General features: G+C 48.3%; 18 protein-coding genes. 16 read left to right on the forward strand and 2 right to left on the reverse strand.

Translation table 11 applies throughout. The annotated features are described in order from the left end of the window. Nucleotides 1–7: 7 nt before the first annotated feature. The 13 genes from MKX98_RS15385 (at nucleotide 8) to MKX98_RS15445 (ending at nucleotide 9,477) form a co-directional block, all read left to right on the forward strand. Nucleotides 8–400: a VOC family protein gene (locus MKX98_RS15385; protein ID WP_194542538.1), complete on the forward strand. Its 393-nt coding sequence runs from the start codon at nucleotides 8–10 to the stop codon at nucleotides 398–400. 9 nt (nucleotides 401–409) lie between these two features. Further along, nucleotides 410–838 (forward strand): GNAT family N-acetyltransferase, encoded by a 429-nt coding sequence (locus MKX98_RS15390; protein WP_339223948.1) that lies wholly within the window; start codon nucleotides 410–412, stop codon nucleotides 836–838. 19 nt (nucleotides 839–857) lie between these two features. Then, the gene (locus MKX98_RS15395; RefSeq protein WP_339223950.1) at nucleotides 858–1,454 is read left to right on the forward strand and encodes an AAA family ATPase; all 597 of its coding nucleotides are present in this window, start codon (nucleotides 858–860) and stop codon (nucleotides 1,452–1,454) included. Nucleotides 1,455–1,896: 442 nt separating this feature from the next. Beyond that, nucleotides 1,897–2,868, forward strand: coding sequence for a zinc ABC transporter substrate-binding protein (locus MKX98_RS15400; RefSeq protein WP_194542541.1), 972 nt, complete (start codon nucleotides 1,897–1,899; stop codon nucleotides 2,866–2,868). Between the two features lies 1 nt (nucleotide 2,869). Then, nucleotides 2,870–3,598 (forward strand): metal ABC transporter ATP-binding protein, encoded by a 729-nt coding sequence (locus MKX98_RS15405; protein ID WP_194542542.1) that lies wholly within the window; start codon nucleotides 2,870–2,872, stop codon nucleotides 3,596–3,598. Between the two features lie 3 nt (nucleotides 3,599–3,601). After that, the gene (locus tag MKX98_RS15410; protein ID WP_071220638.1) at nucleotides 3,602–4,540 is read left to right on the forward strand and encodes a metal ABC transporter permease; all 939 of its coding nucleotides are present in this window, start codon (nucleotides 3,602–3,604) and stop codon (nucleotides 4,538–4,540) included. Next, the gene (locus tag MKX98_RS15415; protein WP_339223953.1) at nucleotides 4,537–5,439 is read left to right on the forward strand and encodes a metal ABC transporter permease; all 903 of its coding nucleotides are present in this window, start codon (nucleotides 4,537–4,539) and stop codon (nucleotides 5,437–5,439) included. The genes MKX98_RS15410 and MKX98_RS15415 overlap by 4 nt, the downstream gene beginning before the upstream one ends. 133 nt (nucleotides 5,440–5,572) lie before the next feature. Further along, entirely contained in the window at nucleotides 5,573–6,100 is a 528-nt protein-coding gene (locus MKX98_RS15420; protein ID WP_339223954.1) for a GNAT family protein, read from the forward strand. Nucleotides 6,101–6,132: 32 nt separating this feature from the next. Then, nucleotides 6,133–6,642 (forward strand): NUDIX hydrolase, encoded by a 510-nt coding sequence (locus MKX98_RS15425; RefSeq protein WP_194542546.1) that lies wholly within the window; start codon nucleotides 6,133–6,135, stop codon nucleotides 6,640–6,642. Nucleotides 6,643–6,659: 17 nt separating this feature from the next. After that, complete coding sequence (locus MKX98_RS15430) at nucleotides 6,660–6,845, forward strand: hypothetical protein (protein ID WP_194542547.1); 186 nt, start codon at nucleotides 6,660–6,662, stop codon at nucleotides 6,843–6,845. A 184-nt stretch (nucleotides 6,846–7,029) separates the two neighbouring features. Continuing rightward, a complete protein-coding gene (locus MKX98_RS15435) occupies nucleotides 7,030–7,989 on the forward strand; it encodes a glycosyltransferase family 4 protein (RefSeq protein ID WP_220685359.1) in 960 nt (319 codons plus the stop codon). 13 nt (nucleotides 7,990–8,002) lie between these two features. After that, nucleotides 8,003–8,701 (forward strand): galactosyltransferase-related protein, encoded by a 699-nt coding sequence (locus MKX98_RS15440; protein ID WP_339223957.1) that lies wholly within the window; start codon nucleotides 8,003–8,005, stop codon nucleotides 8,699–8,701. 17 nt (nucleotides 8,702–8,718) lie between these two features. Next, nucleotides 8,719–9,477 (forward strand): glycosyltransferase, encoded by a 759-nt coding sequence (locus MKX98_RS15445; RefSeq protein WP_339223960.1) that lies wholly within the window; start codon nucleotides 8,719–8,721, stop codon nucleotides 9,475–9,477. Between the two features lie 81 nt (nucleotides 9,478–9,558). On the opposite strand, the gene MKX98_RS15450 is transcribed toward MKX98_RS15445, so the two are convergent. After that, nucleotides 9,559–11,991 (reverse strand): glycosyltransferase, encoded by a 2,433-nt coding sequence (locus MKX98_RS15450; protein ID WP_339223961.1) that lies wholly within the window; start codon nucleotides 11,989–11,991, stop codon nucleotides 9,559–9,561. A 20-nt stretch (nucleotides 11,992–12,011) separates the two neighbouring features. Between MKX98_RS15450 and MKX98_RS15455 the strand changes: the two genes are divergently transcribed. The 3 genes from MKX98_RS15455 to MKX98_RS15465 all read left to right on the forward strand — a co-directional run bounded on the left by MKX98_RS15455 (nucleotide 12,012) and on the right by MKX98_RS15465 (nucleotide 13,094). Next, entirely contained in the window at nucleotides 12,012–12,152 is a 141-nt protein-coding gene (locus tag MKX98_RS15455) for a hypothetical protein (protein WP_259445292.1), read from the forward strand. Between the two features lie 413 nt (nucleotides 12,153–12,565). After that, nucleotides 12,566–12,865 carry a hypothetical protein gene (locus MKX98_RS15460; protein ID WP_339223964.1) on the forward strand — a complete coding sequence of 100 codons (300 nt, stop codon included), beginning with the start codon at nucleotides 12,566–12,568 and terminating at the stop codon, nucleotides 12,863–12,865. A gap of 25 nt (nucleotides 12,866–12,890) precedes the next feature. After that, nucleotides 12,891–13,094: a hypothetical protein gene (locus MKX98_RS15465; protein WP_071220647.1), complete on the forward strand. Its 204-nt coding sequence runs from the start codon at nucleotides 12,891–12,893 to the stop codon at nucleotides 13,092–13,094. Here MKX98_RS15465 and MKX98_RS15470 read toward each other — a convergent pair. Next, on the reverse strand, nucleotides 13,068–14,000 hold the full coding sequence (locus tag MKX98_RS15470; RefSeq protein WP_339223966.1) for a glycosyltransferase family 2 protein: 933 nt from the start codon (nucleotides 13,998–14,000) through the stop codon (nucleotides 13,068–13,070). The genes MKX98_RS15465 and MKX98_RS15470 overlap by 27 nt on opposite strands. Nucleotides 14,001–14,328 lie beyond the last annotated feature (328 nt).

The following is a 14,328-nucleotide window of genomic DNA, read 5'->3' on the forward strand; positions in this document are numbered from 1 at the left end:
TGATCTTATGAGTAAGATTCAATTCTCAGTCCAAGTTCGATTGGTATCCGATCTTACCCGTTCCAAACAGTTCTATGAAGAAGTGCTGGGTTGCGAAGTGAATGACGTATGGGCGGTCAGGGATGATTTTGCGCTCGGATTCAAGCTGATTCAGGCGGAATCCCGCGCTGATGTCACACCCAATCCAGCGGGGAAGGACCATGCGACGCGCTGGGATACATACGCTTACGTGGGTACACATTATGATTTGGATGCGTTGTATGAAGAACTGACCTCCAGGGGGGCCGAAGTGGCACAGGAACCTGTATTCATGGAAGCGGACTGGGGCGTGTGGAAGGATTTTGCGATTCAAGATCCAGACGGCTACGTAATTGGATTTGGCTCCGGGATAAAGGACTAGGTGGGTGCGATGTCGGACATTGATATGAAGCAGGTCCTTATCAGCAGCGACCCTTTGCTGTTGGATTTGGATGCCATTGTACATTTTTTGCGGCGAAGCTACTGGGCTAATGAGCGTTCTGACCAAAAAATCAAAACATCGTTAGAAGGTTCTACGTGCTTCGGGGCATATTACGCCAACCGACAGATCGGTTTTGCTCGCGTGGTAAGTGATGGCGCAACCGTCTATTGGCTGTGTGATGTATTTGTGGATGAGGCATATCGTGGAATTGGCGTGGGGAAGAAATTAATCGAAACGATTACGACCCACGAGGATTACCGAAATGTATTCGGTATATTGGCAACGCGGGATGCCCATGGTCTGTATGAGCAATACGGTTTTGTCCGCGATCATGGAAAAACATTGACTCGTATGCCGGATTTTCTGCGGAAGGATTAGTTAGAAGGGGGATTCCTCAATGATTATATGGGTTAACGGCGCATTCGGTTCGGGGAAGACCCAGGCTGCGCATGAGCTTCAGCGAAGAATCCCGAACTCGTACGTGTACGATCCGGAAAATGCAGGTTACTTCATTCGCGATAATGTGCCAAGAGATGCCAAACGCGATGACTTTCAGCATTATCCGATGTGGAGGGAGTTTAATTACTCCATGTTTAAGTATATGGACCAGGAATCGGATCAATTGATCATTGCTCCGATGACCGTTACAAACGCGGAATATTTCGATGAAATCGTTGGTAATTTGAGACGTGATGGCGTGAAAGTAGAGCATTTTACATTGTGCGCTTCCAAGGAAGTGCTCCTTAGACGGCTGCGGAGCAGAGGGGAAGGTTCGAATTCATGGGCCGCACAACAAATTGACCGGTGTATCAGCGGATTCTCGAATGAAGTGTTTCAGCATCATATCGACACGGATCATCTATCGATCGATGAAGTGGTCGAAACGATCGGTGCTTTGGCAAATGTGAAGCTGTTGCCTGATCATCGCAGCTCCGCCAAGAAGAAACTCGATCGAATCAAAACCAAATTTGCGCACATCCGATTTTTTGGATAACAAGTGGATGGATTTTCACATTTGAAGGTTTATTCGAAAGTTCGTAGTGTAGAGTTTTAGCGATAGCGGGAATATAACTAAAGAAAAGGCGATTTCTCATATTGGGAAGTCGTCTTTTTCTGTCTGTAAGGTAACAGAAAATCTAACCGCCAAAATATTTTATATGCAGCTAAATATTTTTCCTTAATGAAAAACAAGCTATATATATACGAATATTCTTAATGAAATCAAGAAAAATGGAGAAATTCATTAGAATGAGATCTGCGAAATTATAAAATTCCATTGACAAAATCCTGAAGATGGATTATTTTTTGTACATAGGAATTAAAGTTGCATTAGAGCAAAATAATTGGATCGCGGCAGGACGAGGTTTGAGAATGTCCGGGATCGTCTAAGGATTGAGCAAACTCATTATTGATGTGGAGTGGAGGAGAAGAAGAAGATGAAGAAGAGGACGAATAGAAACAGGATATTATTAGGGGCAGCCGCCATTCTGAGTTTGCTGCTGGTATTAACCGCTTGCGCTACGGGAGAAGTGAAGCAGGAAGGAACAGCCGGTGAACAAGGGGATAAGAAAATCCGAGTGGTTACAACCATTGGACAGATTGCGGAACCCATCTCCGTTATTGGGGGAGATCGGGTCGAGGTACTGAGCTTGATGGGGCCTGGCGTCGATCCGCATTTATATAATGCTACCCAAGGCGATATCAAGAAACTGGATAGTGGCGATGTTATTTTCTATAGCGGGCTTCATCTCGAAGGCAACATGACGGAAATATTCGAACAGATCGGTAAGAACAAACCTGTACTGGCGATTGCAGATGCCATCCCGAAGGATCAATTGCTGCAGGATGATACGCAGGCCATTGATCCCCATGTGTGGTTTGACATCGATTTGTGGAAAGTGTCTTTGGATTCGGCTGTAGAGGAGCTGAAGTCCCTTGCTCCGAATGACGCTGACTATTTTGAAGAGAACAAGCAGAAGTATTTTGCCCAGCTGGATGAATTGAAAGCCGAGGCCAAGGATAAGTTGAGTCAAATTCCGGAAGAACAGCGGGTGATGGTTACCGCTCATGATGCCTTTGGGTATTTCGGCCGTTTGCATGGTCTGGAGGTAGTTGGACTGCAAGGATTGAGTACGGAGGATGAAATCGGCCTCTCGGACATTAACGGAACGATCGATATCCTGCTGCAGCACAAGGTGCCTGCCGTATTCGTTGAGAGCAGCGTCAATCCAGCATCCATTAATGCCGTTATTGAAGGTGCTGCCAAGAACGGGCTGGATATAAAGCTTGGAGGAGAGCTTTTCTCCGATGCCATGGGCGAAGCGGGAACAACGGAAGGAACTTATATCGGAATGTATCGTCATAATGTCGAAACCATCTATCATGCATTAACAGGAAGTGGTGAATAAAATGTCTGTACTTCAAGTTCAAGACCTCAATGCATCCTATCGTAAAAATAAAGTGCTCCACCAAGTCTCCTTTCATGTGGAACAAGGCTCTTTAACCAGCATTGTCGGGCCAAACGGCGCCGGTAAATCAACGCTGTTAAAGGTCATGCTGGAGCTTCACCCCAAGCTGTCCGGGAATGTGTCATTCTTTGGATCAAGCTTAAGCAAAACCAAGACCCGTGTCGGCTATGTGCCGCAGCGCGGATCCGTGGACTGGGATTTCCCGACCGATGCACTGGATGTTGTCATGATGGGTCTATACGGCCGGGTGGGCTGGCTGAAACGACCGAACAAAAGCCATAAGGAAAAAGCGATGGCATCGCTGGATCAAATGGGCATGGCGGACTTTGCCGACCGCCAGATCAGCCAGCTCTCCGGCGGACAGCAGCAGCGCGTATTCCTCGCTAGGGCGCTTGTCCAGGATGCCGACCTCTATTTCATGGATGAACCGTTAGCTGGTGTTGATGCGGCAACCGAGCGGGCGATTATGACCACGCTGAAGGATCTAAAAATGGCCGGTAAAACGGTCATGGTGGTCCATCATGATCTGCAGACGGTTGAGGATTATTTCGACCATGTGCTGCTTCTGAACCGTACGGTCATTGCACATGGGAAGACGGAAGATGTATTCACGAAGGAACATGTATATCGCGCCTACGGTGGTTCGCTTCGCTGGATGAAGGAGGCGTAATTCATGCTGAATTCATTATTATCTCCGAACACGCAATGGGTGCTATTGAGCACATTAATTCTGGGCATGGCAGCCGGCATGATCGGCTGTCTCGCCTATTGGAAGCGGCAAAGTTTGATGAGTGACGCATTGTCTCATGCGGCTCTTCCGGGTGTCGTGGTTGCATTTGCATTGACCGGAAGCAAGAATCTGCTGGTGATGATACTCGGAGCTGCTGTCAGCGCCTTAATCGGAGCCTGGATGATCCAGTGGATCCGTACTTCCAGCCGCATTAAGGAAGATACGGCCATGGGCATGATTCTATCCGTATTTTTCGGACTGGGCATTATGCTGCTTACCATTGTGAACCGAACAGCGGGCGGGAATCAGAGCGGACTGGATAACTTTATTTTCGGTCAGGCTGCATCCATGGTTCGCAAGGATGTTTTTACGATGCTCATTCTGGCTGCTTTAGTTATTCTGGTTGTCTCGATTGGCTTTAAGGAATGGAAGCTATTCCTGTTTGATCCCGATTTTGCCCGGGGATTAGGGATGAATAGCCGTCTGATGAATTCCCTCTATATGGGGGTGCTTGTTCTTGTCATTGTCATTGGTATTCAGGCCGTTGGCGTCATTTTGATGGCGGCCATGCTGATCATACCTGCCGTAAGCGCAAGATATTGGACTCAATCCTTCAGAATGATGGTCATTTTGTCGGCAATATTTGGTGGCGGCTCCGGGTTTGTCGGCACCTTGGTCAGCACGATCGGAAAAGGATGGCCTACAGGACCGTTTATCGTTGTCGCCTCTTCCGTATTGTTCACGGTTTCTCTGGTCTTCGGTGCCGAGAAAGGACTGCTAATCCAGGCGCTGCAGCTCCGCTCTCAGAAAAAAGAACATATGGACTCCAATAACCCATCGGTTCTAAGTCCGCGGTTGTCCGAAAGGGGGAGCAATCAATGACCTATACAGGATGGATATTGCTAACGGCTTCTCTCGTCGGATTATCTTGCGGTATCGTTGGCGTGTTCCTGATACTGCGCAGAATGGCGATGATGGCCGATGCTATCAGTCATACTGTGCTGCTTGGGATCGTAACGGCTTTTATCGTCACAAGAGAATTAAGCGGACCTCATATGCTGATCGGTGCGATTATTGCCGGATTGCTGACAGCGGTTCTCGTTCAATGGTTTCATTCCCGGGGCGTTCAGCAGGATGCTTCCATCGGTGTTGTATTTACAACCTTGTTTGCGATTGGCGTCATCCTGATTGCAACCCAGGTTGGCAATGCCCATCTGGATACCAAGCATGCCCTCATGGGTGAGATTACGTTTGTGCCTTGGGATGTGATGTACGTTCCTCTATTAGGGGAGGTACCCAAAGCTACCTTTATGCTGGCAGCCGTACTCCTCGCTGTACTGATCGTCATCCTGGCGTTCTATAAGGAATGGAAGATTACGTCCTTTGATCCGGCATTGGCGGCCAGTATCGGCATTCCTGTCGTGCTCATGCACTATGTATTTATGTCGCTGGTCTCCATCACGACGGTTGCATCGTTTGATGCCGTGGGAGCGATCATGGTGGTGGCTATGCTTATAACACCTGCCGCAGCAGCCTATCTATGGACGGATAAACTCTCCATCGTGCTGGTGTTAAGCGGAGCCTTCGGCGTCATTTCTGCATTCATGGGTTACTATGTCGCGTTATGGCTGGACACCTCCATCTCAGGCTCTATGGCATTTGCTACCGGAATTGTATTTATTCTCAGCTTCCTGTTCTCTCCGAGACATGGCGTGCTTTCCCGTTATCTTCATAAATTTAATACACATGGCAGTGAAGAGAAACTGGACGGTGTATCCTGAAATAAGGGATGCTGCATGAAGCTTGGGCGATGAGATGCCCAGGCTTCTTTTTGTCTTCCAAAACATGGGGTGTGTTATAATCAGGAATTAATGCCGTGGTGTGAAGAAGGTTATTTCAAAGGAGTGAGTACATATGCAGATGGAGTCGACAAGACTGGTGATCCGGGATTTTGAGGAGGAGGATTTTGCTAGTATTCATGCCTATGCCTCTGACCCATTAGTGACCGAGTATACGATGTGGGGACCGAATACGGAAGAGGACACTTTAGAATATTTAAAGGAAATCCACCAAATGAAAGAGCAGAGCCCCCGTGACAGCTATGAACTGGCGATCGTGCTAAAAGATAACGGCCAGTTAATCGGCGGTGTAGGTCTTCACCGATCCAAGACAAACGCAGAGCTTGGGTACTGCTTGAATTCCGCCTATTGGCGACAGGGTTATGCTTCGGAAGCTGCTAGCGTGATGTGCCGTTTTGGTTTTCAGGAGCTGGGAGTTCATCGGATTTACGCCACCTGCAGGCCGGGAAACATCGGGTCAGCTGCGGTTATGCGCCATATCGGAATGAAGCAGGAAGGGCTTCTTCGTCAGCACCTATGGTTTAAAGGGGCTTACCATGATTCCTATTTATTCTCCATCCTCAAAGATGAAATCGAAGTTTAAATCTATCACATGGTTAAGGAGCTTCTGCCTGTATGGATAATACCCTATTGTTGATCCGTCATAACGGAATTTCGATTTACGAGGAAGCGTCAGGTAAAGTGTATTATACGAAAGAGAATCATGTGTCCGTTGTTGTTCTGGCTAAGCATGGCGATCAACTGCTGTTGATCCGTCAATATCGCGCCGCCGTGGATGACTACGTCATTCAGTTACCCGGTGGTGGCGTAAGCGAGGAGGAGGATCTGGAATCGGCAGCACGCCGTGAGATGCTGGAGGAAACGGGCTGCACCTGCGGCAAACTTCATTATCTGGGCAAGCTCTATCCGGCGTCCTGGAGATGCAATGAGATTGCCCATGTTTATTATACGGATGAGGTAATCAGTCAAGCGGATCAGCAGCTCGAGGGATACGAGAACATCGACGTAGTAAGAATGAGCGTAAAGGATTGCCTGCACCGGATTAAGGAGAATGAGCTTCAGGACTCCGAGCTGGTCTTTGCGATGATGCAAGGTCTGCTCAAGGGATTCATTCAGAATAATTAATGGAGGTTTCATATTAAATGGAGTTTGTTGTGATTTTCATGACCGTGTTAAGTATCATCGTTGCCATCATTGTCATTCGTTACGCGATCAATTCATCCAAAATCATCATTAGAATGGATGCCATGATACAAGAGATGAGAATGCTTCGAAAGGATGTAAATGAGCTTAAGGAGAACAAGCATATCGTGGATAAAAGAGTATAAGTCGATCTCGATCCACCATGAACTATAATCCGTATGAAGAGCCGTGCCGATACAGAACTTGTCTGTATGGGGCGGCTCTTTTTTTCGTGAATGATGGACAAATTCATCATTTATGCCGCGGTGACAAACTTGGCGGCCTTGGAACGAATATAATTCACTATGAGCATAAAGGAGTGTTCGACCCATGGGAAGGCATCTGCTGATCTATGATGTGGAGTGGTGGATTTTAGGTAAACATGCAAAGGTCATTCAACAGTTTCACCCATCCCTGGATCTGATGTCCATCGGGGAATTGGATCGGTATCTGGAACGGCACAGCAGTGAGGATATGAATCAGGCCTATGACCGAATCGGTGCAATGTGCTTGGGAATCGCAGCCTATTGTATTTTCAAGCATATTCGTATCGACGCCTCGGCAGCGGTCTCTTATTATTATTTCAGTCAGAATTACGAAACCTTTCGCGAATGGATCGGTGACGAACTGATCCCCGACCCGGAGTTTCTCAGGCTGGTCATTCCCCGAATCGGCGTAATCGGTGCGATGAATCAACAGCTGACCCAAGCGCTTAGACAGGTGGCTCCGGAGGCTAACGTGGAATATATCGGGCATTTTGTAGACCATCGATTATTCCAACCATGCAAGATATTGAACAGGGGTAGTGCTCCGTTTGTCATAGGCTGGGCTGGAGATCCTGCGAAACGATCCAAAAATTACGCTACATTATATAAGCATATCCGTGACCATTTCCGCCAAGATGAACGGATTCGATTTATTGAAACAGCCGGAGCTTACTCCTATGAAGAGATGCCTAAATTTTATCATCAGCTGGACCTGCTGCTCATCACTTCGGCAAATGAGGGCAGCGCAGCTCCTGCACTGGAGGCCTACGCATGCGGGGTACCCGTGTTAGGAACAAATGTGGGTAATATTAAAGCTGCGGCTCATCCGGATGCGCACGGCTTGATCTTGGACAGTGACAATCCGGAGAATTTTATCAACATGATCGATCAATGGATGGGAGAGCAGCGTAAGCTGGCTGACATCGGACAGCAGTGCAGACACTACATTGAGTCATATTGGACAATAGAACAAGTAATAGAGCGCTGGTTAAGGGTGTTATTCCAATGGGAGAAGCAGCCGTGAAGGAGGGGAGCCTGTGTTAGATCGAGTATCCGTGCTGATTCCGTATCAATCGGATGGAAACGGACCCAGAGATACAGCGTTTGAGTGGGTATTGGGCTTCTACGCACGGATGATGCCGGAAGTCGAGGTATGTGTAGGCGAAATAGCGGACGCAAGGGAGCTCTTCAGCAGATCCAGGGCGATCAATCGTGCGTATCACCAGTCTACCAAAGACATTATCGTGATTGCGGATAGCGATATCGTCTACGACCCGAATCTGTTGAAGGAATCCATTACTTACGTGAACAGCGGGCAGTGGGTGATTCCCTTCAGCCGGATCCTTCGTTTATCCAAAGAAATATCGCATTTGCTGCTGCAGCAAGAAAACATATGGCCATTGACCGTTAAAACTGAAACAGCCGCGGAGCAGGCGACCGCATTTGTTGGCGGATTTAATGTGCTTGGCCGCGAAGCCTATGAAACGGTAGGAGGATATGATGAACGATTTGTCGGTTGGGGCGGGGAAGATGAGGCTTTTGCCTATGCGCTGGATACTTTGGTCGGCAGCCATATCCGCCTGGAAGGGGAAATGGTTCATTTTTGGCATCCATTCGTAGGACCTGACGGGAATCCCAATTACGATTCCAATTATGCGCTGTATCTGCGCTATCTAAAGGCGCGCGGCAATCAGGAAGAGATGCGGCTATTGATTCAGGAAGCATCTTCTCAATAAGGAGGGGTGAATAGCTTATGAGGCTGTCAGTAATTGTACCGGTATTAAATGAAATCACCTTCGTTCCATTGTATATAGAAAGTGCGATCCGTTACGCGGATGAGATTATCATTGCCGACGGTGGCAGCACCGACGGGACCATTGAGGAGATCGAGCGCCTTCAGCAGCGCTATGCGATTCGACTGTTCCATGTCCAGCAGAGCGGAATGCCATACACCGAGGATTGGAACGAATCCGTGGTCCGTAATTTTTTGATTGATCAGGCCCAAGGAGACTGGATCATGAATCTGGATATCGACGAGCTGATGGATGATCGATTCGCTGATGTTTTGCCAGAGCTCGTGAACCGTCAAGACGTGGATATCTATCAGTTTCCCTTCGTTAATTTCTGGGGGGATCCGTGGACGATTCGGATGAATAGCCCTGGCGATGAGCGCTGGTCCAATGATATCACCCGAATGTGGAGGGCCAAGCAAGGAATACGCTATCGTGATGAGAAGCATCACTGCACGCTGGAAGCTGCGGATGGCCGGAGTATATGGAGTATCCCCCGCGGGCGATGCGATGTGAACGTGTATCACTACCACTATGCACTTGGCAACAAAATCAAGTACAATGATAACCGCCGAGGAGATGTCAATGTGCAGATGAATCTCGGACAGCCGGATTGGACATTCAAGCCTGAAGCCTATGATATCGTCACACAGCCTTATGAGGGCAAGCATCCTGAGGTTATCATGAACTATCTAAATCGGCGGGATGCTTTAGGATCTTAACCGAATAATCAAGAAATAACCCCTCCAAGACCTGATTGTAGAATCAGTCATCTTGAAGGGGTTACTTTTATTATTCCGTTGTCATATTGTTGAAGCGTGGACAGACGAGCATAAGTGGCTGACAGCTTGAGTTACCCCGACCCGGTCCAATACCTGCAGATTGGATATTTGAGTTAGCAAGGAATTGAGCTGCTGTTCATGATAGCTTAGGGAATCCACCCAATAATGATCGGAGTGGACCTGCGGGTGGACATCTGTAGAGCCGCAATATACGACTTGATCAAATCGAACCTCCGAGAACAGATCAATCCGGTTTGTATGATACAGCCGCGGGCCTATTTTTCGGGTTCCTACGATGAGATGGCCATGATATACATGGGTGTACACAATTACTAGCAGATTCTCGTTCTCGCTCAAACCCTTCACAATCTGCTGCCAGCGTCTGGAATTGGTCTCCCAAACGGTAAGACCGAGCACCAGCACCACTTTTGTTCCGGCTTGATTGACTCTAGATGCGATTTCATCCGGACGATCTACCATATGAAAAATGCTATCCGGTCCTTTTGGCGACCTCCACGGTTTGTTCCATTTTTGTTCATAATAGGCTTTATTCTTATTCCATAACTCGTTATAGACATGATTCTTAAGCTTCTTGATCGTAACGCTCCCGTGATGATAAACAAAGGCGTCTTCCACGATGGCCAGGCGGTACCCTGCGTTCCGGACACGTTCACAATAATCATCGTCTTCAAACATCCCGAGTCCATAAGCGGGATCCAGTGCCCCTACACGTTCCCATACATTCCGCCTAATGGCTACACAGAAAAATCCAAGCAGATCGGTATAACGGTATCTTCGCCGGTAATGCTCGTAGAATTCGCTAAGCCAGCGGGGGTGAGCGCCTTGAACAGCATCCCCTATAAAATGATCCAGCGCTTGATCGTTCCCCACGTGATTAGACATCGGACCCGTCATAGCTAACATTTCGTCTTTCTGAAAAGGTCTCAGCAGGCGCGAGATCCAGCTTCCATCCGGAACAAGCGTATCATTATTGAGCAGAATGATAAATTCTCCGCTTGATTGCGCGCATCCCAGCGTGTTGCCAGCGGCAAAACCGAGATTCGTAGGCGAGGTGATCACTTTGATCAGCGGATGATTTTGACTCCTGAGATAGGCGGATGTCTGATCATTTGAGGCATTATCTACGATGATTATCTCCAGGTTCGGATAATGACCCGGTTGAAGGAGTCGATGAAGGCATTGCTGTGTATAAGACCAGTTATTATGAACAACCAGGATTACACTGACTTTGGGGAACAGGTACTGCACGATATCACCATGAAGCACTTCATATCGATGATCCCAGTTGTTGAGCTCGGCAAACTGCTGGCGCTGTTCAATGACGCTATGCTCGGACTGTAGAAGGGCAGCTTCAATTGCCTCTTCAAATTGCGCGGGAGTATCCGCAATCGTGACCAGGTGATCTGCAACGGTTTTCACTTCAGGAAGTTCCGTTGAGATGACCGGCTTGCCTGCTGCCAAATATTCGTACAGCTTAACTGGATTGGTAGCTTGCGTCAGCTCGTTCTTCTTGAACGGAATTAAAGCGACCTGGAAGCGATGCAGATAAGCAGGGAGTTCATGGTACGGCTTCTCACCTAGCAATAATACGTTACTCAGTTCCTCGATCCCCGAGGTGTCACAGCCGAAAGTATTTCCAATGAGGACAAACGTCCAATCCGGCCGACTTCTGGCGAGTGACTCCATCAGCTGAATGTCAAACCAGTCGGATATTGCCCCGTAGTAACCAATTATCGGCTGATGAATAGACTCAAGCTCTGGCAGCGCCTCATCAGGCGGCTTCGAGAAGTGAGCAGTATCTGCTGCATTGCGGATAAGTACAGCCGAAGGATTGTACTGGGAGGCCCAGTCATGCAGATGCTGGGAGGTTGTTACCACGAGCCCCGCTTCTTGCAGCAGCTGTTCTTCCAGCAGAAGCATTGTCTTGTCGTTCGTTGAGAAACCTGCATGATGATCCATGCAGTCGTAGACGATATGATGCTGATCCATAGCGGTAACGAGTGGAGTCCAGAATGGAAGATCCACGATGGAGACCAGTTGGGATAATCCAAATTTATCCCTTACATGCTCTACCGACCACTTCAAATACTGGATATCCCAGTATTCCATTCGATCCCGGTACAAATTCAAAGGCTGATTGGCGCACAAGGTAACCAGCCATATATTACGATCAATATTTTTAACCTTAACCTGACGGCTGATTTCTTCTCTTGACGCTTCCTCTTTTCCTAACCCTACAATCTCGGGATTTACGTAGAACACTCGATGCCCCTGCTGAGCGAATTGCTCTGACATCTGCTGGGGGCGCTGCCATCGGAACTGCCAATCAATGACGGGAAACCGCATGATGTCGTACAACGGCATCGTACCAGGCTCGGGCTGCTCCCCAGCGGGCATGCTTACGTCCACGGCCTGGATAGGTGCCTGATCCATAAGTTGTATGGATCGCGGGTATGTCATTGGTAATGTGTACGCGGGAGTTGGAGGTGGAGCGGATCGCTTCCTTCGGATATATTTCAAAGCAAGTTGGCGCTGTTTCCATTGACGCAAGGCCGAGCGATGGGTTGAAGATTTACGTCGGCGGTAAGGCTTGATTTTATTCAAGGTTAGCCTCCTCTCTGGTGCAAGGGTCTATTTAACAAACTATGTATCATTCCAAATATCTGTATGGGTAGAACACCAGATGAAGGGGAAATACCGGGAAAGATTGGAAAGGGCACCACTGATTGCAGGCTTCCGGTGTCCAGGAATTTAGGCCATTTCCTTATCTTTGACCTTCCAGGTAGCCATTGTCCCGGCATTCACATAAGGTACCAATGACCAAACAAAGGGAGGGGCACTTGTGAGGAGATACTGGAACAGGAGTCTTGATGAGGGATGCAAAGAAATCACAGTCCGAAAAAAGAAAAAGCGTAAAAAGACCTCGTATTCGATATGGAGTAAATTTTTATCTCTGCGTCGAAAGCTCATCCGCAGTATTGCAGGAATCCGAATGCAGATTGCTCGATTGAATGAACGGCTAAATGCGCTTCAAGAGCAGGTGAACGGTTTACGAGGTGGAGCAAGTCCAGGTGCAGGTCCAGGGGCAGGTCCAGGAATAGGTCCAGGAGTAGGTCCAGGGGTAGGTCCAGGCAGCATCATCATTGCTTTTTTAAGAGGCAGGTTGAACAGCCGGGTTACAGTGGAAACAACGGCAGGTACCATATTCGGAACGCTGATCGCGATTGGAGAAGATTATGTTCAGATTGCAGAGCCGAGCGGTAGTATCGTCATAATCCCGCTCCGCAGTTTCTTGTCTATCGCTTGATAAAAGATGGGAGGAAGCAGATAGTATGGACTTTTCAGAAATTCTGGCTACTTTCGTGGGCAGAACGGTAGAGGTTGTTCAGGTCAATCAATTTCTGCAAGGTCAGTTACGATCCTCAGCAGACGGATTAATTACAGTGGAAGTGGTAAGCTCGAATTATATCCCTACCTCTCAAGTGGTCACTGTGCTTAATGAGAGTATTTCATTCGTGCGCATTCTGCCTCTCTGAAGGATGGCCATGTTTCAGTGTTTCGGTCTCGTCAATCATGGAATTCCTCCATTTCAAGTAATGATGGGGGTGTCGATGCGTCAAGCTGGTCATTCGTAGTCTTCGGTGGTATAGCGCCTCCGCCACGTGGCATAGCTTGTGTGTACCGGATAGCTTCATTAATTGTCCGATATCCTCATACAATCTCCCTTCAAAGAGAGTATGAGGATCCCAGCCGTCGACCTGCTTAAGTATGGGAACATTGAACATGCGCGGAGCTACGGCTGGGGCCTCGTGCAGCAGCACATAAGGAGACAAGGAAGAGGGCGCTGCTTTAACTCCTTGATACACGAGCTGTTTATTTGCGCGTTCCAGCCACTCCGTATGATTAGCATAAACGACGGCCGTATCCTGTTGGCTGCCAGCCTCCCTCAGGAGGATCTCCAGCGCATCAGGAGCAAGCCAGTCATCGGCATCCAGCTCCAATAACCAGGGGGCTTTTGCTATTTTCAATATTCTGTTCAGAGCTCGTGATTTGCCTTTATTCTCTTCTTGCCGAATCAGCTTAATGCGTGGATCCTGAGGCAGTCTCATCAGATAATGTGCGGTCTCTGCATCGGTTGACCCGTCATCGAGAATCACAAGCTCCCATGCCCCGAGGGTCTGCGCTAAAACGGACCGCACAGCCCAAGGAAGATATGCGCCATCATTATAGGTGCACAAAGCAATAGTCACCAGAGGAGGGCAGTCAATATCCGGTGGCTGTGATTGAGCTTGGGCACCAGCTTCGAGAAGAGGGAATAAGGCCTGCCATTCCTCAGCTTCTTTCATCCAGGAGGGCGTCTGGCGTTGAAGGTACAAGAATCCATCGGAATCAACTTCCGTCCATTCATACCGCGTGGATAACTCGAATTGTTTATCGATCAATACGTACCTCTGGAATGGCAACTGCTCTCTAGTTCTGAAACCCGGTGTCTGTCCTGTCATGACAGTCTTCGTGCGCCATAACAGCGGACCACGGGGAATGCGTAAAGGTGAAACGTATCTGTTCCTAGATGGTGACAACTGATCTATACTCGAAGCTGGATTCATGATATAGCCGGCAGAGTACTCGCTACAGGACCTTAGCCAACGTTCAATCTCTTCCTTGGCATGAGGCTGGACAGTATCTCCGGCATGGAGCGTTATGAACCACGGCTTAATCTCCCGGGCAAGTGTCTCATTTAGGATCGATGCGGTCACTTCTTCGCTAGGA

It is taken from the genome of Paenibacillus sp. FSL W7-1332, from assembly GCF_037969785.1.
Classification (GTDB): domain Bacteria; phylum Bacillota; class Bacilli; order Paenibacillales; family Paenibacillaceae; genus Paenibacillus_AQ.

Bases quoted from the DNA above. Each gene is read 5' to 3' on its own strand.
- MKX98_RS15385 (WP_194542538.1), top strand. From the start codon at position 8: ATGAGTAAGATTCAATTCTCAGTCCAAGTTCGATTGGTATCCGATCTT.
- MKX98_RS15390 (WP_339223948.1), top strand. From the start codon at position 410: ATGTCGGACATTGATATGAAGCAGGTCCTTATCAGCAGCGACCCTTTG.
- MKX98_RS15395 (WP_339223950.1), top strand. From the start codon at position 858: ATGATTATATGGGTTAACGGCGCATTCGGTTCGGGGAAGACCCAGGCT.
- MKX98_RS15400 (WP_194542541.1), top strand. From the start codon at position 1,897: ATGAAGAAGAGGACGAATAGAAACAGGATATTATTAGGGGCAGCCGCC.
- MKX98_RS15405 (WP_194542542.1), top strand. From the start codon at position 2,870: ATGTCTGTACTTCAAGTTCAAGACCTCAATGCATCCTATCGTAAAAAT.
- MKX98_RS15410 (WP_071220638.1), top strand. From the start codon at position 3,602: ATGCTGAATTCATTATTATCTCCGAACACGCAATGGGTGCTATTGAGC.
- MKX98_RS15415 (WP_339223953.1), top strand. From the start codon at position 4,537: ATGACCTATACAGGATGGATATTGCTAACGGCTTCTCTCGTCGGATTA.
- MKX98_RS15420 (WP_339223954.1), top strand. From the start codon at position 5,573: ATGCAGATGGAGTCGACAAGACTGGTGATCCGGGATTTTGAGGAGGAG.
- MKX98_RS15425 (WP_194542546.1), top strand. From the start codon at position 6,133: ATGGATAATACCCTATTGTTGATCCGTCATAACGGAATTTCGATTTAC.
- MKX98_RS15430 (WP_194542547.1), top strand. From the start codon at position 6,660: ATGGAGTTTGTTGTGATTTTCATGACCGTGTTAAGTATCATCGTTGCC.
- MKX98_RS15435 (WP_220685359.1), top strand. From the start codon at position 7,030: ATGGGAAGGCATCTGCTGATCTATGATGTGGAGTGGTGGATTTTAGGT.
- MKX98_RS15445 (WP_339223960.1), top strand. From the start codon at position 8,719: ATGAGGCTGTCAGTAATTGTACCGGTATTAAATGAAATCACCTTCGTT.
- MKX98_RS15450 (WP_339223961.1), bottom strand. From the start codon at position 11,991: ATGGATCAGGCACCTATCCAGGCCGTGGACGTAAGCATGCCCGCTGGG.
- MKX98_RS15455 (WP_259445292.1), top strand. From the start codon at position 12,012: ATGTCATTGGTAATGTGTACGCGGGAGTTGGAGGTGGAGCGGATCGCT.
- MKX98_RS15465 (WP_071220647.1), top strand. From the start codon at position 12,891: ATGGACTTTTCAGAAATTCTGGCTACTTTCGTGGGCAGAACGGTAGAG.